General features: G+C 73.9%; 15 protein-coding genes. 5 read left to right on the top strand and 10 right to left on the bottom strand.

What is annotated here, in order from left to right; genetic code table 11:
- Window positions 1-31 precede the first annotated feature (31 nt).
- The 3 genes from prfB to pruA all read right to left on the bottom strand — a co-directional run bounded on the left by prfB (window position 32) and on the right by pruA (window position 3,674).
- Entirely contained in the window at window positions 32-1,153 is a 1,122-nt protein-coding gene (gene prfB, locus O7628_RS19215; RefSeq protein WP_074478476.1) for a peptide chain release factor 2, read from the bottom strand.
- Between the two features lie 146 nt (window positions 1,154-1,299).
- Entirely contained in the window at window positions 1,300-1,815 is a 516-nt protein-coding gene (locus O7628_RS19210) for a PadR family transcriptional regulator (protein WP_074478539.1), read from the bottom strand.
- A gap of 230 nt (window positions 1,816-2,045) precedes the next feature.
- Window positions 2,046-3,674, bottom strand: coding sequence for an L-glutamate gamma-semialdehyde dehydrogenase (pruA, locus tag O7628_RS19205; RefSeq protein WP_278132466.1), 1,629 nt, complete (start codon window positions 3,672-3,674; stop codon window positions 2,046-2,048).
- A gap of 401 nt (window positions 3,675-4,075) precedes the next feature.
- Between pruA and O7628_RS19200 the strand changes: the two genes are divergently transcribed.
- Window positions 4,076-5,128 (top strand): hypothetical protein, encoded by a 1,053-nt coding sequence (locus tag O7628_RS19200; protein ID WP_278132465.1) that lies wholly within the window; start codon window positions 4,076-4,078, stop codon window positions 5,126-5,128.
- Between the two features lie 42 nt (window positions 5,129-5,170).
- On the opposite strand, the gene O7628_RS19195 is transcribed toward O7628_RS19200, so the two are convergent.
- Window positions 5,171-5,680 (bottom strand): hypothetical protein, encoded by a 510-nt coding sequence (locus tag O7628_RS19195; RefSeq protein WP_074478470.1) that lies wholly within the window; start codon window positions 5,678-5,680, stop codon window positions 5,171-5,173.
- Window positions 5,681-5,883: 203 nt separating this feature from the next.
- Here O7628_RS19195 and O7628_RS19190 point away from each other — a divergent pair, with 203 nt between their 5' ends.
- Together O7628_RS19190 and O7628_RS19185 are read left to right on the top strand one after the other, a co-directional pair.
- Window positions 5,884-6,111: a helix-turn-helix domain-containing protein gene (locus tag O7628_RS19190; RefSeq protein WP_007074927.1), complete on the top strand. Its 228-nt coding sequence runs from the start codon at window positions 5,884-5,886 to the stop codon at window positions 6,109-6,111.
- A 99-nt stretch (window positions 6,112-6,210) separates the two neighbouring features.
- Entirely contained in the window at window positions 6,211-6,813 is a 603-nt protein-coding gene (locus tag O7628_RS19185; RefSeq protein WP_278132461.1) for an Rv3235 family protein, read from the top strand.
- Window positions 6,814-6,991: 178 nt separating this feature from the next.
- On the opposite strand, the gene secA is transcribed toward O7628_RS19185, so the two are convergent.
- Window positions 6,992-9,901: a preprotein translocase subunit SecA gene (secA, locus tag O7628_RS19180; RefSeq protein ID WP_278132459.1), complete on the bottom strand. Its 2,910-nt coding sequence runs from the start codon at window positions 9,899-9,901 to the stop codon at window positions 6,992-6,994.
- A gap of 162 nt (window positions 9,902-10,063) precedes the next feature.
- Between secA and O7628_RS19175 the strand changes: the two genes are divergently transcribed.
- Both O7628_RS19175 and O7628_RS19170 read left to right on the top strand, forming a co-directional pair.
- On the top strand, window positions 10,064-11,266 hold the full coding sequence (locus O7628_RS19175; RefSeq protein ID WP_278132458.1) for a GNAT family N-acetyltransferase: 1,203 nt from the start codon (window positions 10,064-10,066) through the stop codon (window positions 11,264-11,266).
- The gene (locus O7628_RS19170) at window positions 11,263-12,387 is read left to right on the top strand and encodes a GNAT family N-acetyltransferase (RefSeq protein ID WP_278132456.1); all 1,125 of its coding nucleotides are present in this window, start codon (window positions 11,263-11,265) and stop codon (window positions 12,385-12,387) included. Before O7628_RS19175 ends, O7628_RS19170 begins: the two co-directional genes overlap by 4 nt.
- A 34-nt stretch (window positions 12,388-12,421) precedes the next feature.
- Here O7628_RS19170 and raiA read toward each other — a convergent pair whose 3' ends face one another.
- The 5 genes from raiA to mtrA form a co-directional block, all read right to left on the bottom strand.
- Window positions 12,422-13,051, bottom strand: a complete 630-nt coding sequence (raiA, locus tag O7628_RS19165; RefSeq protein WP_074478460.1) for a ribosome-associated translation inhibitor RaiA — start codon at window positions 13,049-13,051, stop codon at window positions 12,422-12,424.
- A gap of 252 nt (window positions 13,052-13,303) precedes the next feature.
- Window positions 13,304-14,008, bottom strand: coding sequence for a ComF family protein (locus tag O7628_RS19160; protein WP_278132453.1), 705 nt, complete (start codon window positions 14,006-14,008; stop codon window positions 13,304-13,306).
- Window positions 14,008-15,822: an LpqB family beta-propeller domain-containing protein gene (locus O7628_RS19155; protein ID WP_278132451.1), complete on the bottom strand. Its 1,815-nt coding sequence runs from the start codon at window positions 15,820-15,822 to the stop codon at window positions 14,008-14,010. Before O7628_RS19155 ends, O7628_RS19160 begins: the two co-directional genes overlap by 1 nt.
- Complete coding sequence (gene mtrB, locus O7628_RS19150) at window positions 15,819-17,507, bottom strand: MtrAB system histidine kinase MtrB (RefSeq protein WP_221487688.1); 1,689 nt, start codon at window positions 17,505-17,507, stop codon at window positions 15,819-15,821. The genes O7628_RS19155 and mtrB overlap by 4 nt, the downstream gene beginning before the upstream one ends.
- 79 nt (window positions 17,508-17,586) lie before the next feature.
- Window positions 17,587-18,276 (bottom strand): MtrAB system response regulator MtrA, encoded by a 690-nt coding sequence (gene mtrA, locus O7628_RS19145; protein ID WP_043962066.1) that lies wholly within the window; start codon window positions 18,274-18,276, stop codon window positions 17,587-17,589.
- Between the last annotated feature and the right edge of the window lie 26 nt (window positions 18,277-18,302).

Here is an 18,302-nt window from a genome sequence, read left to right as displayed (position 1 = left end):
GAGATCGACGACGCGCTCCGCCCACGGGTGATCACGCAGAGTCGCTGGCGAGCTGCCGCTGCTTGCGCCAGCGGATGCCGGCCTCGATGAAGCTGTCCAGCTCACCGTCGAAGACCGCGCTCGGATTGCCCGTCTCCTGCTCGGTTCTGAGATCCTTCACCATCTGATAGGGGTGCAGCACGTACGAGCGCATCTGGTCGCCCCACGAGCCGGCGGCGTCGGTCTTCAGGCCGTCCAGCTTGGCCTGCTCCTCCTGCCGCTTGCGCTCCAGCAGCCGGGCCTGGAGCACCCGCAGCGCGGACGCCTTGTTCTGTAGCTGGGACTTCTCGTTCTGGCAGGTCACCACGATGCCGGTCGGGATGTGGGTGAGCCGCACGGCCGAGTCGGTGGTGTTGACGCTCTGCCCGCCCGGGCCGGAGGAGCGGTAGACGTCGACCCGCACCTCGTTCTCGGGGATGTCGATGTGGTCGGTCTGCTCGGTGACCGGCAGGACCTCCACGCCGGCGAAACTGGTCTGCCGGCGGCCCTGGTTGTCGAACGGGCTGATCCGCACGAGGCGGTGGGTGCCCGACTCGACGCTGAGGGTGCCGTAGGCGTAGGGGACCTTGACCGCGAACGTCGCGGACTTCAGGCCCGCCTCCTCGGCGTAGGAGGTCTCGTAGACCTCGGTCGGGTAGCCGTGCCGCTCGGCCCAGCGCAGGTACATCCGCAGCAGCATCTCCGCGAAGTCGGCCGCGTCCACCCCGCCCGCGCCGGCCCGGATCGCCACCAGCGCCTCCCGCGAGTCGTACTCGCCGGAGAGCAGGGTGCGGACCTCCATGTCCTGGATGCTCTTGGTGAGCGCGCCGATCTCGGTCTCCACCTCGGCGAGCACGCCGGGGTCGTCCTCGGCCTCGGCCAGCTCCAGCAGCACCCGGGCGTCGTCGAGCCGGGAGCGCAGGCTGCCCAGCTTGTCGATCTCGCCGTTGACGTAGGACAGCTGGGAGGTCACCTGCTGTGCCTTGGCCTGGTCGTCCCACAGGTCCGGCGCGGAGGCCTGCTCCTCGAGCCGGGCCTTGTCCTCGTGCAGCCGGTCGATGTTGAGCACGGCCTCGATGTTGCGCAGGATGGCGTCGAGTTCCTTGAGCTGTTCGGCGTAATCGGCAGCGGTCACGACTGACAAGCGTACTGCGGTGGCCCCGGGTGGGCTTGCCAGCCCCGCGGTCACGAGCCAAAACTGTCCCCGGTGCGGGCGGGAGGCAGCCTGGAGACCGACCGCGCGGCCCGGTGGCGGGGTGACGGGCCGCGCGGTCGACGGCGTCAGCCGACCGGGGCGGACTTCAGCCAGGACAGGGCGGCCTTGTGGTAGGCGACGGCGAACTCCAGCGCGCTGGCGTCGAAGTTGTCGCCCTCCTTCTTGGCGTTCTTCACCTGTTCCCGCACCCGCGCGAGGGCCTCGGTGTGGTATTCATTGGCAGAGGCCTGCAGGTTGCGTAGCTGGTTGGCCGAGTGCAGGCTGCCGAAGGCGATCCGCAGGGCGATCGGGTTGCGGATGGTGTCGCGTCCCGGGTCCTCGGCCAGCCACCGGGAGAACATCCGCTTTCCGGCCGCCGTGATCGCGTAGGGCTGGCTGGAGCGGGGGCCGGGCTTGCCCAGCCGCACCAGACCGCGCTCGGCCAGCACCGGGAGCTCCCGGTAGACCTGGCTGCGGGTCATCGACCAGTACGGGGCGAGCTTGCGCTCGGCGGCGGCCATCAGTTGACCGCCTGTCATGGGACCCTCGTGGAGCAGCCCGAGAAGGGCCGCCGCCGTGGGGTTCACTCCGGAATCCGCCATGCCCATTACGCTGCCACTTTGCCGCCGCGCCGTCCAGGATTTGCCACTTTCGCCACCCGGACGGCTTCCAATGTGCACTGTCGGCCGGCGACAGTCCGTTAAGGGACGGTGACCTGGCGCGCCCCCACCCCGCCGCGGGCGCCCCCGCCGGCGAGCCTCGGGCGCGCCTCGGGCGTTAGGAAGGGCCCCCTGTGCAACAGAAAGCGATAACAGGGGGCCCTTCCTTGCGCTCAGCCCATGTGGGGGTAGGTGTGGTCCGTCGGGGGGACGAAGGTCTCCTTGATCGTCCGGGGGGACATCCAGCGCACCAGGTTGTGCCAGGAGCCGGCCTTGTCGTTGGTGCCGCTGGCGCGGGCGCCGCCGAAGGGCTGCTGCCCGACCACCGCCCCGGTCGGCTTGTCGTTGATGTAGAAGTTGCCGGCCGCGTACCGCATCCGCTCGGCCACCGCGTCGACCACCCGGCGGTCGGTGGCGAAGATCGACCCGGTCAGCGCGTACGGGGCGATCGACTCGGCCTGGGCCACCACGTCGTCGAAGCGGGCGTCGTCGAAGACGTGCACGCCGAGGATCGGGCCGAAGTATTCCGTGGTGAACGTCTCGTGCGCGGCGTCGGAGCACTCGAACAGGGTCGGCCGGACGAACCACCCGACCGAGTCGTCGGCGGTGCCGCCGGCCAGCACGGTGCAGGAGGGGTCGCCGGAGATCAGCTCCAGCGCGGCGGTGTGCCGGTCGAACGCCCTCGCGTCGATCACCGCCCCGCCGAAGTTGGTGAAGTCGGTGACGTCGCCGTAGGCCAGCGAGTCGGCGGTGGCGGCCAGCCGGTCCCGCAGCCCGCCCTCCCACAGCGACCGGGGCACGTACGCCCGCGACGCGGCCGAGCACTTCTGGCCCTGGTACTCGTAGGCGCCCCGGATCAGCGCGGTGTGCAGCGCGTCGACGTCGGCGCTGGCGTGCGCGACCACGAAGTCCTTGCCGCCGGTCTCGCCGACCAGTCGGGGGTAGCCCCGGTAGCGGTGGATGTTCTCGCCCACGGTGCGCCACAGGTGCTGGAAGACCTTCGTGGAGCCGGTGAAGTGGATGCCGGCCAGGTCCGGGTCGGCGAGCACCACGTCGGAGACCTCCTCGCCCCGCCCGGTGACCATGTTGATCACGCCGGGCGGCAGGCCGGCCGCCTCGAACAGCCGCATGGTGAAGTGCGCGGCGAACTGCTGGGTCGGGCCGGGCTTCCAGACCACCGTGTTGCCCAGCAGGGCCGGCGCGGAGGGCAGGTTGCCGGCGATCGCGGTGAAGTTGAACGGGGTGACCGCGTAGACGAAGCCCTCCAGGGGGCGGTGGTCGAACCGGTTCCACACCCCCGGGGAGGACAACGGCTGCTCCTCCAGCAGGCCCCGGGCGAAGAACACGTTGAACCGGAGAAAGTCGATCAGCTCGCACGCCGAGTCGATCTCGGCCTGGACGGCGGTCTTCGACTGGCCGAGCATCGTCGCCGCGTTGAGGGTGTCCCGCCAGGGGCCGGCGAGCAGCTCGGCGGCCCGCAGGAAGATCGCCGCGCGCTCGGCGAACGGCAGCGACCGCCACATCGGGGCGGCCGCCTTCGCGGCGGCGACGGCGGCGCGGGCGTCGTCGTGGGTGGCGTGGCCGGTGACGCCGAGCACGTGCGCGTGCCGGTGCGGCTGGACGACGTCGATCGGGTCGCCACCGGCCATCCGCTGCTCCCCGGCGATGGTCATCGGCAGGTCGATCCGCTCGGCGGCCAGCTCGGCCAGCCTCCGCTGGAGCCGTTCCCGGTCGACGCCGCCCGGCTCGTAGGTGCGGACCGGCTCGTTGTGCGGCTCGGGTACGGAGAACACGGCGTCCATCAGCGCTCCTGGCGATCTCGACAGCGGTGGCGAAACCGGACCCGCGGGCGGCCGGCCGGGTGACCGGACGCCGGGCACCGCGCGGTGTACCGGTCGCGGCGGCGGGACCTGCGCCGATTCTTCCACGGGCCGCCCGCCGCCCCGCTCCGCCCGCTGCCCCGCTCCGGCGGTCGGCCGGTCAGCACCGGCCGCCCGCCGGCCAGCACCCGGTCGGCCGCCGGCCGATCCCATGCCGGCCGCCCCGGTGGCAGGCCGGCCCCGTCCGCCGGCCGCCCCGGCTCCCCCGTCAGCATGGCCCCGGCCCGGCGGCGCGCCCGGCGCGTACGCTGGATGGCCGGTGACCAGCCCGCCGCGTCCCGGCAGTGCCGACGCGGGCCCGGGCGCCCGTCGAAGGGGAGACGATGAGCAACCAGCCCGGCAGCTCCACGGCCGAGGAGCCGGACCAGCCGGTGGAGACCGACCCGGCCGCCGCGCCGGAGCCGGCCGCCGAGGCTCTCCCGGCCGCCGGGGGCGCCATCGCCCGCGCGCCCGGCGCGGTCGTGCTCGCGGTGCTGGCGGTCGGCTGGCTGGCGGCGATGCTCTGGTCGACCCGGGCGGCGATCACCTCCGCCCAGGCGGGCGTCACCGCGATCAGCCTCTCCGCGTTCGCGCTGCCCGGGGTGATCTCGGCCGCGCTGGTGGCCGGCGCGGCGGCCGCTCTGGCGGCGGCGAACCTGCTGGCCCGGCGCGGCGTCGACCGGGCCACCCTGCGCTTCGTCGTCGCGACGGGCGCCGGCCTGCTCGTCGGGCTCGCCGCCGCCGTGGTGATCAACCTGACCTACTTCGACAACGCGACCACCAACGTCATCGCCGGCACCGCCGCGGCGGCGGCGACCATCGGCGGCGCGGTGGCCGGCGCCGGCAACGCCCGGGTCGCCGGGGCGGTGGTCACCGCCGCGCTCGGGGCGCTGGTGTTCGTGGTGGCGTTCAGCCGGGCCCGGGACCCCCTGTTCGACCTGTTCGGGGCGGGCGACACCCAGGAGTCCCTGGTCACCGCCGCCAAGTGGGTGTCGCGCACGGAGTCGCTGCTCGCCGGCCTGGTGGCGGGGCTGCTCGCCTTCGCGTACCTGGCCTGGGCCCGTCGCCGCGCCCAGCGGCGCGACCCGGCGGCGGGCGACGTCCGCTGGCCCGGTTACCTGCTGGCCGGGGCCGGCCCCGGCCTGCTCCTGCTGCTCGCCGAGGTCGTCATCCGCGTCGGCGGGCGGTCCCTGCTCGATCTGGCCGGCGCGCTGAGCGAGGCGGACTCCGTCGCGCAGACCTCGCTGGGCACCTCCCGGGTGGACAACGGCATCTGGGTGCTCTTCGTCGGCGCGCTCACCGCGCTGATCGCCTTCGGCCGCACCCTGGGCCCGTCGCCCGACGACGCCGCCGAGGACGACGGCGTGGAGGCGGTGGAGGCGAACGCCGACCGCTGAGGGGCACGCGCCGGGGTCGGCGGCGGGGCGGCGGGGCGCGGGTCAGGAGGCGACGCGCAGGAGCTGCTCCAGCTCGGTGACGTCGTACCACTCCAGTTCGTGGTCCTCCGCGCCGTCGACGGTGAACTGGGCGTCGGGGTCGCCGGCCAGGGCCTCCGCGGCCACGTCGGCGGCGGCCGACACGTCGGCGACCGCGGCGTCGCCGTCCACGTGCAGGGCGGCGACGGCCGACACCGGCACCGGGCGCACCAGCCGGACGGCGCTGGAGCCGAGCACGTCGTCGGTGCGGCGCAGCGCGGCGGCCGGCACGTCGACGGAGATCACCACGCGGCGGCGGGGCGCGGCCGGGTCGTCGCGCAGCAGGAGCAGGGCGTCCTGGGCGGCACGGGTGAAGGCGACGTACTCCAGCTCCTCCTCGTCGCCCTCGGCGTACCACTCGCGCAGGGCGGGGGTGACGGCGTGCGCGTCCGTCTCGGGCAGCCCCTGCTCGGGCAGGCGGGCGAGCATGGGCACGATCGCCGGCACGTACACCCGGACAAGCTCGTCGTTCACCGGTGGTCTCCCTCCGCCTCCGGGCCGACGTGCGTGGGCCCGGGCGCCGATCATGCCGTACGCCGTGACCGTCATACACCGCGCACCCGGCCGGCGGGAAGCTGCCGCGCGGGCCGGCCGGACGGCGCGTCGACCGGCGTGGGGCGGCGGCGTCGGCAGCAGGTGGCAAACTGAAGCAAACGATCCCAACCCCGGGAGATTCCGTGGAGCCGAGGTTCCTGCTGCTCTCCGACGTGGCCGCCGAGCTCAACGTGTCGGACTCGCAGGTCTACCACATGGTGCGCAGCGGCGAGCTGCCCGCGATCAAGATCGGTGGCCGGGGGCAGTGGCGCGTCGAGCGGGCCCGGCTGGAGGAGTACATCCAGCGCAAGTACGCCGAGACCGCCGAGTGGGTCCGGGGCAACCCGCTGACCGACCGCGACCCCGAGTAGCCTCCGCCGCACGCCGCGCCATTGACCGGGGCCGCTGCGTGGCCGAGAATCGAGGCTGTCGGAGGCAAACGAAGGCAAACGCAAGCATCGGGGGTTGCGATGATCGAGTCCCGCCGGCCCGGGCCCGTCCGGCCCCCGGTGCGGGTCCGCCCCGCACCGCCGCTCGACCCGCCCTTCGTCGAGGAGCCGGCCGAGGGCTGGCCCCGCCCGGTCGCCGCCCAACTGGCCCTCGACCTGTTCGAGGCGCACCGGCTCGCCCCGCACCGCCCCACGAGCCGGCCGCACGACCCGCGCCCCACCCCCGGCGGCCCCGGCCGGGCCGACCCGACCGCCCCGCCGCCGTCGGCGCTGGTGACCGCCACCCCGGAGGCGACCCGGGCCGCCCAGCGCTTCGTCGCCACCTGCCTGGAGATCGTCAACGGCTACCGGCCGCCCGGGCAGATCCGCCCGCTCACCGAGCCCGGCCGGGCAGCCGACGTGGCGCAGGAGCTGGCCACGGCCGCCGCACACACCGGCCCGGTGCGCCGCCGCTCCACCCGCCCCGCCGTGCGGCTGCGCCGGCTGCGGGTCTGCGAACCCCGCCCGGCTGCCGTGGAGGCCGCCGCCGTCCTGACCGCCGCCACCGGCCGCACCTGGGCGATGGCGCTGCGCCTGGAGCACCGCCGGGGGCGCTGGCTCTGCACCGCCCTCCAGGTCCTCTGAAGCCAGCGCCGGCGCTCTCGCTCCCCGCCGGGGTGAAGCCCCATGATCGTCTGAGGTTCCCGCGAACTCGTCCGGCGTGTCGTCCCACCGACCAGCAGGCGATCGCGCTGGGCGGCGGAGCCCGCCGACGCGGACGGGCCCCGGCGAGAACGCCGGGGCCCGTCGGTGTCGCGGTGGGTCAGTTGCCGCCGTTGGCGGCGCCGTGGCAGCGCTTGTACTTCCGGCCGGAGCCGCACGGGCAGGGCGCGTTACGGGACGTGCTGCCGGACGCGTCGGCCTGACCCGGTGCCACCCGGCGGGCCGAGCTGGCCGCCGTCGCCTGCCCGCTGCCGCCGAACGCCGCCGGGGCGCGCTGGGGCTCCGGGGCCGGCGGGGGCGTCGGCCGGGCCGCGCGCGGCTTGCGCACCGGCGGGGCCTGCTCCTCGGGCCGCTCCACGGCGACCGCGCCGGCCCCCGCCTCGCCGTCGATGGTCGGCGCGGAGTATTGCAGGCCCTGCTGCTGGGGAGCGCGGCCCAGGCCCTTGGCCTTGATCTCCACCGGCTTCTCCAGCAGCTGCACCTCCTCGGCCTCGGGCTCGGCCTCCTGGACCTGCACCTCCAGGTTGTAGAGGAAGCCGACCGTCTCCTCCTTGATGCCGTCCATCATGGTGGCGAACATGTCGAAGCCCTCGCGCTGGTATTCCACCACCGGGTCGCGCTGGGCGTACGCCCGCAGGCTGATGCCCTCCTGGAGGTAGTCCATCTCGTAGAGGTGCTCGCGCCACTTGCGGTCGATGACCTGGAGCAGCACCATCCGCTCCAGCTCACGGGTGCCCTCGGCGCCGAGCTGCTCCTCGCGCCGGTCGTACGCGGCGTGCGCGTCGTCCTTCAGTCGGGCGACCAGGAAGTCCTGGTCCATGCCGGCCCGGGAGCCGAGCTCCTCCTCCAGCTCGTCCAGGGTCACGCCCACCGGGTAGAGCTGCTTGAGGCTGGCCCAGAGCTGGTCGAGGTCCCAGTCCTCGGCGTACCCGTCGCTGGTGGCCCCGACGACGTACGCGCCGACGACGTCGTCGATCATGTTGCGGACCTGGTCGGAGAGGTCCTCGCCGTTGAGCACCCGCAGGCGCTCGGCGTAGATGACCTGGCGCTGCTTGTTGAGCACCTCGTCGTACTTCAGGACGTTCTTGCGGATCTCGGCGTTCTGGCCCTCGATCTGGGCCTGCGCGCTCTTGATCTGGCGGGTGACCATCTTCGACTCGATGGGCACGTCCTCCGGGATGTTGAAGCGGTCCATCACCGCCTCGACCGCCCCGGCCCGGAAGCGCTTCATCAGCTCGTCCTGCAACGACAGGTAGAAGCGGGACTCGCCCGGGTCACCCTGCCGGCCGGCGCGACCACGAAGCTGGTTGTCGATGCGCCGGGACTCGTGCCGCTCCGTGCCCAGCACGTAGAGCCCGCCGGCGGCGGCGACCTCCTCCGCCTCGGCGTCGCAGGCCTGCTTCCACTTGGGCAGGACCTCCTCCAGCGCCTTGGCGTACTCCTCCTCGTTCTCCGCCGGGTCGAGGCCGCGCTGGCGCAGCTCGTTGGCGGCGAGGAACTCGGCGTTGCCGCCGAGCAGGATGTCGGTGCCCCGGCCGGCCATGTTGGTGGCCACCGTGACCGCGCCCTTGCGCCCGGCCTGGGCGACGATCTCGGCCTCGCGGGCGTGGAACTTGGCGTTCAGCACGGCGTGCGGGATGCCCCGGCGGCGCAGCAGCTGCGAGATGATCTCCGAGTTTTCCACCGAGACGGTGCCCACCAGCACCGGCTGGCCGGCCTGGTGCCGCTCGGCGATGTCCTCGACGACGGCGTTGAACTTGGCCTTCTCCGTCTTGTAGATGACGTCGGCCCGGTCCTGCCGGACCATCGGCCGGTGGGTCGGGATGCTCACCACGCCCACCTTGTAGACCTTGTTGAACTCGCCCGCCTCGGTCTGGGCCGTGCCGGTCATGCCGGAGAGCTTCTCGTAGAGGCGGAAGTAGTTCTGGAGGGTGATCGTGGCGAGCGTCTGGTTCTCCTGCTTGATCTCCACCCCCTCCTTGGCCTCGATCGCCTGGTGCATGCCCTCGTTGTAGCGGCGGCCGTGCAGGATGCGGCCGGTGAACTCGTCGACGATCAGGACCTCGCCGTCGCTGACGATGTAGTCCTTGTCGCGCTTGTAGAGCTCCTTGGCCTTGATGGCGTTGTTGAGGTAGCCCACCAGGGGGGTGTTCACCGACTCGTAGAGGTTGTCGATGCCGAGGCGGTCCTCCACCTTCGCCACGCCGCGCTCGGTCACCGCGATGGTGCGCTTGGCGTAGTCGACCTCGTAGTCGCCCTCGCCGTCCTTGCCGGGCTGGAGGCGGGCCACCACGCTGGCGAACTCGCCGTACCAGCGGGCGGAGTGCTCGGCCGGGCCGGAGATGATCAGCGGCGTGCGGGCCTCGTCGATCAGGATCGAGTCGACCTCGTCGACCACGGCGAAGTTGTGGCCGCGCTGGACCAGCTCGTCCTTCGACCAGGCCATGTTGTCGCGCAGGTAGTCGAAGCCGAACTCGTTGTTGGTGCCGTAGGTGATGTCGCACTCGTAGGCCGCGCGGTGCTCGCTCGCCGGCCGGTTGGGCAGCACCACGCCGACGGTCAGGCCGAGGAACTCGTGCACCCGGCCCATCCAGGCGGCGTCGCGCTGGGCCAGGTAGTCGTTGACCGTGACCACGTGCACGCCCTTGCCGGACAGCGCGTTGAGGTAGACCGCCATGACCGAGGTCAGGGTCTTGCCCTCACCGGTCTTCATCTCGGCGATGTTGCCGAAGTGCAGCGCCGCGCCGCCCATCACCTGCACGTCGTACGGCCGCTGGCCGAGCACCCGGGCGGCCGCCTCGCGCACCGTGGCGAACGCCTCCGGCAGCAGGTCGTCGAGGGTCTCCCCGTCGGCGAGCCGCTCCCGGTACTGGTCCGTGAGACCGCGCAGCTCGTCGTCGCTGAGGTTGACGTAGTCGTCCTCGATCGAGTTGACGGCGGCGGCGATGGCCTTCAGCCGGCGCACCATGCGGCCCTCGCCCGCGCGGAGGACCTTTTCCAGAATCGACACGGATCAACGCTCCCCTAGACAGTCTCGACCCATCGTAGGCGCTTCGTCGGCCCGATGGTCACTGGTGGCGGCGGTCTGATCGGCGAGAAACCGACATAACACTCCGACCGCCGGCCGGGCGGCGGGATATCCGGTTACGCCCAGCGCGAAAGATCCGGCACGATGGCTCGGGTGGAACCCGTCGAGCTCACCGAGGACGGCCTGCTGCTGCGACCCTGGCGGACGGCCGATGCGGACGCCGTGCACCGGGCCTGCCAGGATCCGGACATCCAGCGCTGGACCACCGTACCGCGCCCGTACCTGCCGGAACACGCCCGCGCCTTCGTCGGCGAGATCAGCGCCGGGGACTGGCGGGCCGGGACCCGCGCGCCGTTCGCCGTCTGCGACGCCGCCACCGGCGAGCTGCTCGCCTCGTGCGGGCTGGTCTCGGTGGACCGCACGACGGACTCCGGCGAGGTCGGATACTGGGTCGCGCCGTGGGCCCGGGGCCGGGGCGTCGCCACCCGGGCCACCCGGGCCGTCGCCCGCTGGGCGTTCGACGCGCTGGGGCTGCGCCGGCTGATCTGGCAGGCCGAGATCGGCAACCACGCCTCCCGGCTGGCCGCGCTGCGCGCCGGCTTCCGGGTCTCCGGCGAGCTGCGGCTGGCCGACCCGTCGCCGGGCGGGCGGCGGGAGGGCTGGGTCGGCTCCCTGTTCCCCGAGGACCTGCCCGCGCCGGGCGACGCCGGGCCGGCGGGGCCGGACTCGCTCGACGCCCGCCGGGCCGCCGTCTTCGGCCGGCCGCAGCCCACCCTGTTCGCCACCGTCGCCGGGCAGGAGCTGCGGCTGCGGCCGATCGAGGAGTGCGACCTCGACGCGATCACCGAGACCTGCCGGGACCCGCACACGGTCGAGTGGACCACGGTGCCGACCCCCTACGAGCGGGCGGACGCCGCGAGGTTCAGGCGCGACGTCGCCGACGCGGCCTGGGCGCGCGGCACCGGCGGATACTTCACCGTCGCCGACGGCGAAGACCGGTACGTCGCCTCGGTCGACCTGCGGATCGCCGCCGCCGACCCGGTGCAGGGCATGGTCGGCTTCATGACCGCGCCGCACGCCCGGGGCCGGGGATACATGCCGGCCGCCACCACCGCCCTGGCCGCCTGGGGCTTCACCACCCTCGGCCTGGCCCGCGTCGAGTGGCGCGCGCTCGTCGGCAACACCGCCTCCCGCCGGGTCGCCGAGAAGGCGGGGTTCACCATGGAGGGCACCGCCCGGGGCTTCCTGCCCACCCGCGCCGGCAGCCGCGCCGACGCGTGGGTCGCGTCGCTGCTGCCCGGGGACCTCGCCGCGACCACGCCCAGGCCGACCGGGAGCGGGGCATGAGCGCGCCCCGCCTGCCCGACACCATCGAGGGCGACGGGGTGCGGCTGCGGCCGTACCGCCTCGCGGACGTGCCGGACGTCGCGGCGGCCTGCGTCGACCCGCTCACCCAGCGGTTCATCTCGGGCATGCCCAGCCCCTACACGGAGGCCGACGCCCGGTGGTGGGTGACGGAGGGCGTCGCGGCGGCCCGGGCCGCCGGCGGAGCCTCGTACGCGATCGCGGACCCGGCCACCGACCGGCTGCTCGGCGGCGCGGGCCTGGGCAACCCGGTGCCGGTGCGGGAGCAGGCGGAGCTGGGCTACTGGGTCGCGCCGTGGGCGCGGCGGCGGGGTGTGGCCACGGCCGCGACCCGGGCGCTCGCGGCGGCGGCCTTCGCGCACGGCACGGCCCGCCTGGAGCTGCTCACCCACCTGGAGAACACTGCCAGCCAGCGGGTCGCGCTCGCCGCCGGGTTCCGGCACGAGGGGGTACGCCGGGCGGCGAACCTGGCGCGCGGCGGCGGCCGGCAGGACCTGGTCTGCTGGGTACGCCTGGCCGACGACCCGCCCGGCCCGACGACCCGCCTCCTGCCCGACCTGCCCGGCGGGCGGCTCACCGACGGCGTGGTGACCGTGCGCCCGGTCGGGCCCGACGACGCGGGGGCGATGTTCGCGCTGCACAGCCTGCCCGAGGTCGTCGCGAACCGGGTGCCCCCGCGCGCGCCGACGCCCGCCGACGTCGAGCGGCGCTGCCGGCTGGCCGGCGTCCGCTGGCTGGCCGGGGAGGCGGCCGACCTGGCCATCCTGGACGCGCACACCGGCGAGCTGGCCGGCGGGTGCATGCTGCACCACGACGAGCGGGCCACGGGTCAGGCGATGGTCGGCTTCAGCCTGTTGCCGGCCGGGCGGGGCCGGGGGCTGGCCACCCGGGCGGTGCGCCTGGTCACCGGGTGGGCGTTCGACGGGGTCGGGCTGGCCCGGGTCTGGGCGGGCGCCCGGCCGGAGAACGCGGCCTCGCAGCGGGTCCTCGCGCGGGCCGGCTTCACCCGGGAGGGCCTCCTGCGCGGCCGGCTGCCCGGCCCCGGGGGCACCCGCGTCGACTCGGTCCTGTACGCCCGGCTCGCCACCGACGAGCCCCGCTGACCCGGGGCCGGGTCAGCGGGGCGTGGTCGTCGGGTCAGGTGTCGAGGGAGATGATGCCGTAGTCGTAGGCGTGTCGCCGGTAGACGACGCTGGGGCGGCCGGACTCCTTGTCGTGGAACAGGTAGAAGTCGTGCCCGACCAGTTCCATCTGGAACAGCGCGTCGTCGACCGTCATCGGCTCGGCGGGGTGGACCTTCGCCCGGGCGATGTGCCAGGGCTGGTCGTCGGGCTCCTCCTCGAACCGCTCGGCGACGGCCGTGGCCGTGCCGACGCCGTCGAGCGCCGCGACGGGCGCGCCGAGGTCGGCGACCGGCAGGTCGGCCGTGGCCGCCGCGACGGAGATCGGCGCGTGCCGCCCCCGGTGGACCCGGCGGCGGTCCGCCGCGCGGCGCAGCCGGTTGTCCAGTTTGGCGATCGCGGCGTCGAGTGCGCTGTAGAAATCGTCGGTGCAGGCCTCGGCCCGAATCACCGGACCACGGGAAACGCACGTTATCTCGACCCGCTGGCAATGGTCGGACTGGCGCGGATTGCGCTCGTGGAACAACTCGACATCGACGCGAATAAGCTTGTGATCGTAACGTTCGATCTTTGCGAGCTTCTCGGCTACGTGCACCCGGTAATGATCCGGGACCTCGACGTTGCGGCCCTTGACCACGATGTCCACGTGACCTCCCTTGTTCGGACGGTCTTCGATCCGGAAATCCCGGCCGGCTCGCCTTCTGGGAGACCCCACGCTCGGCGTCGACCGGGTCAGTGCGGCTACGCCTCCTCTCACCGCCGGGGGTGGGTGGGAATGCCTTCCTACCCCCGACACGAAAACGCTAACCCCTGTTTGCCCGGCAGTCACCCCCCAACGCGCAAAGCCTCAGAATTTTCACAGCTCACACACGGTCGGGTGAATCAGAAACACGCTGGGTCACGGAAGGCGGCGTTTCTCGGTGGCGGCGAGGACGGCGGCCACCGTCGGCGACAGGCCGGTCGCGGTGAGCACCCGGGAGGCGGCGGCCAGGGTGACGCCGGTGGTGACGATGTCGTCGAGCAGCACGACCGCCGGGGCCGGTGAGCCGGCCCGGACCCGGGGCGCGGCCACGCCCGGCCGGGCCCGGAACGCCGACTCCGCCGCCCGGGCCCGACCCGCGCTGTCCAGGGTCGCCGAGTCCGGGCGGGGCAGCGCCCGCAGCGGCCGGACCACCCGCGCGGGCCAGCCGGCCCCGGCGAGCCGGGCCGCCGCGTGCCGGGCCAACCGGCCGAGGTGGTCGCCGTAGCGGGCGCGGGCCGCCGCCGCGGTGTCCGGCACCGGGACCAGCAGCACCGGCCGCGCCGCGCCGACCGCGTCGGCCACCACCTCGGCGAGCAGCCCGCCCAGCGGCCGGGCCAGCCCGTGCCGGCCCCGTTCCTTGTACGCCAGCAGCGCCTCGCGCAGCGCCCCACCGTAGGGGCCCAGGGCCACGCACGGGGGCAGCCCCGGCGGGGCGGGGGTGGGGCGTACCGGCCGGGGGCGCAGCGCCGTCAGGGTCGCCACGCAGTCGACGCAGAACCCCTGCCGGGCCGCCCGGCGCTCCCGGCAACCGGCGCACTCCACGGGCAGCACCAGGTCGGTCAGGTCCGCCCAGAGACGCATCAGTAGAGGAAGAACGGGGCGGTCGGGTTGCCGGCCTGCGCCCCGGCCGCCGGCGGGGTCACGTCCCGCACCTCGTCCCGCTTGATCGTGTCGAACGGGCTGTTGCGGTAGGCCACCCCGTTCGCCTCGTACATCAGGTTGCCGTTGGGGAACGGCGCCACCGCGTTCAGCGGGTACGACGACAGGTGGCTGACCCGCGCGCCGACGTCCCGGCGCAGCGGCGTCTCCAGGGCCCCGTCCACGCTGATGTCGTAGATCGCCGGCCGGCCGGCGGAGCCCGCGAGGTGCAGGGTGTTCTCCCCCGCCCAGTCCACGGCGGACAGGTCGGTCAGCGAGGTGGCCAGCCGGCGGGCCGGGCCCACGGAGACCACGCCGCCGTTGAGGTTGACCGCCGCGACGTAGAGCGCGCCGCCGACGACGACGGCGATGCGGTGCCCGTCGAGCGAGGTCGCCACCGCCGTCACCTTGCCCTCGGCGGTCAGCGGGACGGCCCGCAACTGGGCGCCGGAGTCGAAGCGGTAGAGCGTGCCGTCGGCCACCACCAGGCCCTGCGGCCGGTCGGGGGCCGGCGAGCGCAGCCACACCGGCTGGCCCATCGCGGCGAACGTGCGGGTGCCGCGCTGGACGATCGACACCGGCGCCGCGCCGACGCCGACCACCAGCCGGTGCCGCTTGTCCGCCCCGGCGGTCACCAGCGCGGCGCGGATCTCGTCGTGGGAGCGGCTGAACCCGGCCGAGACGACGCCCTTGTTGACGGCCTCGGTGACCGGAACGGCGTCGACCGGCTCGCCGCCGCCGAAGTCGAGCGGGTGCACCGCGCCGTCGTAGACGCAGAACCGCTGCGGGTTGCCGCCGAGCGGGTACGCCGGCCGGTCCCGCCGCCGCTGGCCGAGGTCGGGCACGGTCACCCGGGTCTGGTTGTGGATCCGCAGTTCGAGCTGGCCGTCCAGCTCCGGCAGCGACCAGGCGAGCTGGTCGACGAACTCCTCCACCCGCCGGTCGTCCGCGTCGACCGGCATGTCGAGGTTGACCTCCCACCGCCCGTCGGCCCCGGTCGCGTTGTTGATCAGCCGGGTGCCGTCGGGCAGCCGGCTCGTGCCGGGCCCCAGCCACTCCGACGGCCCGGCGGTCAGCCACTTGACCACCTCGGTGACCCGCCGCTCGTCGGGCACGGCCAACGGCAGGTAGCGCTGGTCGGGCACCAGTTGGGTGCGGCCCGTGTTCCAGAAGTAGACGATGTGGGTCTGGTAGTACTGCCGCAGCGCCTGGTCGCTGAGCAGCAGCACGTTCGGCGGCGGGTCGGCGACGTACCAGCCGGTGTCCGGCTTGTCTTCCTGGGCGGCGGCGCGCAGCTCGAAGCGGTATTCCGTCTCGGTGGCCACCGGCGGCATGAGGGTGCCGTCGGCGCGCAGCAGGCCGATCTGCTGCACCCGCAGCGTGACCCGGGTGCCGTCGGTGCTGTCGGTGATGACGGGTGTCTCACGCAGCCGGACCACCGTGAGGGCCACCTCGCTGGGCTGCTTCTCCTGGATCCGGCTGCGCCCCTCGGGGGCGACGAACTGCTTGACCCGGTAGTAGGCGCGGTCCGCCTCGCCGGCCGCGGCGGAGAGGAAGTTGGTGACGAAGGCCGCACGGTCGGTGCCGCTGGCGAGCCGGTTCGGCGGCTCGTCCCGGCGGAAGCTCGACGAGCCGGACTTGGCGGCGGTGACCTGCCCGTCCACCCTCACCTCGGACCGCTCGGGGATGCCGCAGCCGGTCGCCCCGGCGAGCAGGAGCGCCCCGGCGAGCAGCCCGGCGAGCCGGCGGCGCGTCACGACCCGACCTCCGCCCGGTCCTCGGCCCCCGCCGCCGGCCCGATGGCCAGGGCGCCGCCGGGGCCGGGGCCGATGGCGAGCAGCCCGCCGGCCCGGGGGCCGCCGAAGGGCAGGGTCGCGTCGGCGGGCACCAGTCGCAGCGGTGACGTGGTCAGCCGGTCGCCGGCCCGGGCCGGCAGGGTGAGCCGGAACTGGGCGCCCTGCCCGGGCGCGCCCCACGCCTCCAGCCAGCCGCCGTGCAGCCGGGCGTCCTCCAGGCTGATGGACAGGCCGAGGCCGGTGCCGCCGGTCTGCCGGGCCCGGGACGGGTCGGCCCGCCAGAACCGGTTGAAGACCAGCTTCTCCTCGCCCGGCTTGAGGCCGACCCCGTGGTCGCGGACGGTGACCGCGACGGCCGCCCGGTCGTGGCCGAGGGTGATCCGGACGGGCTTGCCCTCGCCGTGCTCGACGGCGTTGCCGACCAGGTTGCGCAGCACCCGCTCGACGCGGCGCGGGTCGACCTCGGCGATCACCGGGGCGTCCGGCAGGTCGAGGTCGATGGTGACGCCGACCCGCTCGGCCAGCCCGGCCAGCCGGTCGGCGACCCGGTGCACGACCGGGACCAGGTCGGTCGGCTCGGCGTCGAGCATGGCGAACCCGGCGTCGAACCGGCTGATCTCCAGCAGGTCGGTGAGCAGCTCCTCGAAGCGGTCCAGCTCGGCCTGGAGCAGCTCGGCGCTGCGGGCCACGGCCGGCTCGAACTCGTCGCGCTCGGCGAAGATCAGGTCGGCGGCCATCCGGACGGTGGTCAGCGGGGTACGCAGCTCGTGCGAGACGTCGGAGGTGAACCGGCGCTGCAACCGGGACATTTCCTCCAGCCGCAGGATCTGCCGTTGCAGGTTGGTCGCCATCTGGTTGAACGAGGCGGCCAGCAGCGCCAGGTCGTCCTCGCCGTTGACCACCATCCGCTGGTCGAGCAGGCCGGCGGAGAGCCGCTGCGCGGTGCGGGCGGCCACCCGCACGGGCGTCACCACCAGCCGGGTGACCAGGGCGGCGAGCAGGCCGAGCAGCAGCACCAGGGCCGCCCCGGTGGCCACCACGGTGGCCCGGGCGTCGGTCGCCGTGGCGTCCTGCCGGGTCAGCGGGACGAGGTAGTAGAGCTCCACCTGGCCGAACCGGGTCGGCACCGGGGAGCCGTACACCAGGTATTTCGTGGTGTCGCCGGTGAGCCGGCCGGTGCGGATCTGGCTGGCGATGTTGCCGTCGGCGACGGTGGCCCGCAGCTCCCGGCTGATCAGCGGCCGGACGTCGACGTCGGGCGAGAAGCGCGGCTCGATGATCCCGGTGTAGTTGTCGGCGGTGATCGCCACCACCACCCCGCTGGTCTGCTGCGGGTCACCGCCGGCCAGGTAGTTGACCGTGCCGTCGATGGTGTCCTGGAGCTGGGCCTCCTGCGCCTGGCTGAACAGGCTGAACTGCTTGGCCGCGTAGTCGCTGCCGCTGCTGAGCCGCAGCCGGACGTCGGTCTCGGCGTTCTCCAGCAGGATGTTGGTGATCTTGTCGGCGATGAGGTAGGCGAACCCGCCCACGAGCAGGCTGGAGGTGACCAGTGTGATGGTCACCACCCGGAGCTGGAGCGAGCGACGCCACGTCTGATGCAGGCCCGCCAGCAGCCGGGCCACCCGCCCGGACAACACACGCCACAGCTCCCGCGCGGCGGGTGGCCGGCGGGTGACGGTGGGTGCGGGACCGGGAGGCGGGGAGGTGGTCACAGTGCGACCAAGGCTATCCCGTGCCCGCCTTGTAGCCCACGCCCCGCACCGTCAGGATGATTTCCGGCCGCTCCGGATCCGGCTCGATCTTGGCCCGCAGCCGCTGCACGTGCACGTTGACCAGCCTGGTGTCGGCGGCGTGCCGGTAGCCCCAGACCTGCTCCAGCAGCACCTCGCGGGTGAACACCTGACGCGGCTTGCGGGCGAGCGCGACCAGCAGGTCGAACTCCAGCGGCGTGAGCTTCACCTCCTCGCCGTTGCGGCTCACCGTGTGCGCCGGCACGTCGATGCTGATCTGGTTGCCGGGCGGGCCGATGGTCAGCAGCTCGGGGGCCACGTCCTCGCCCCGGCGCAGCCGGGCCCGCATCCGGGCCACCAGCTCCTTGGGCTTGAACGGCTTGACCACGTAGTCGTCCGCGCCGGACTCCAGGCCGAGCACCACGTCCACCGTGTCGCTCTTGGCCGTCAGCATCACGATCGGCACGCCCGACTCGCCCCGGATCGCCCGGGCCACGTCGATGCCGCTCATGCCGGGCAGCATCAGATCGAGCAGGACGATGTCGGGCCGGTTCTCCCGGAACGCGGCCAGCGCCCGTTCCCCGTCGGCGACGAACGAGGGCAGGAAGCCCTCGCTGCGCAGGACGATGCCGAGCATCTCGGCGAGCGCGGGGTCGTCGTCGACCACCAGTACCCGGGCTCTCATGGGATCTATACTTCCATCCCCGCTCC

Origin of the sequence: Micromonospora sp. WMMD956 (assembly GCF_029626125.1) — a bacterium.
In the GTDB taxonomy this organism is placed as follows: Bacteria; Actinomycetota; Actinomycetes; order Mycobacteriales; family Micromonosporaceae; genus Micromonospora; species Micromonospora carbonacea.
This window is presented reverse-complemented; position numbering and strand designations above follow the sequence as displayed.

Excerpts from the sequence above, each read along its gene's own strand:
- O7628_RS19185 (WP_278132461.1), top strand. The coding sequence starts at position 6,211 with ATGATCGAGTCCCGCCGGCCCGGGCCCGTCCGGCCCCCGGTGCGGGTC.
- O7628_RS19170 (WP_278132456.1), top strand. The coding sequence starts at position 11,263 with ATGAGCGCGCCCCGCCTGCCCGACACCATCGAGGGCGACGGGGTGCGG.
- mtrA (WP_043962066.1), bottom strand. The coding sequence starts at position 18,276 with ATGAGAGCCCGGGTACTGGTGGTCGACGACGACCCCGCGCTCGCCGAG.
- O7628_RS19160 (WP_278132453.1), bottom strand. The coding sequence starts at position 14,008 with ATGCGTCTCTGGGCGGACCTGACCGACCTGGTGCTGCCCGTGGAGTGC.
- O7628_RS19175 (WP_278132458.1), top strand. The coding sequence starts at position 10,064 with ATGGCTCGGGTGGAACCCGTCGAGCTCACCGAGGACGGCCTGCTGCTG.
- O7628_RS19200 (WP_278132465.1), top strand. The coding sequence starts at position 4,076 with ATGAGCAACCAGCCCGGCAGCTCCACGGCCGAGGAGCCGGACCAGCCG.
- pruA (WP_278132466.1), bottom strand. The coding sequence starts at position 3,674 with ATGGACGCCGTGTTCTCCGTACCCGAGCCGCACAACGAGCCGGTCCGC.
- O7628_RS19210 (WP_074478539.1), bottom strand. The coding sequence starts at position 1,815 with ATGGCGGATTCCGGAGTGAACCCCACGGCGGCGGCCCTTCTCGGGCTG.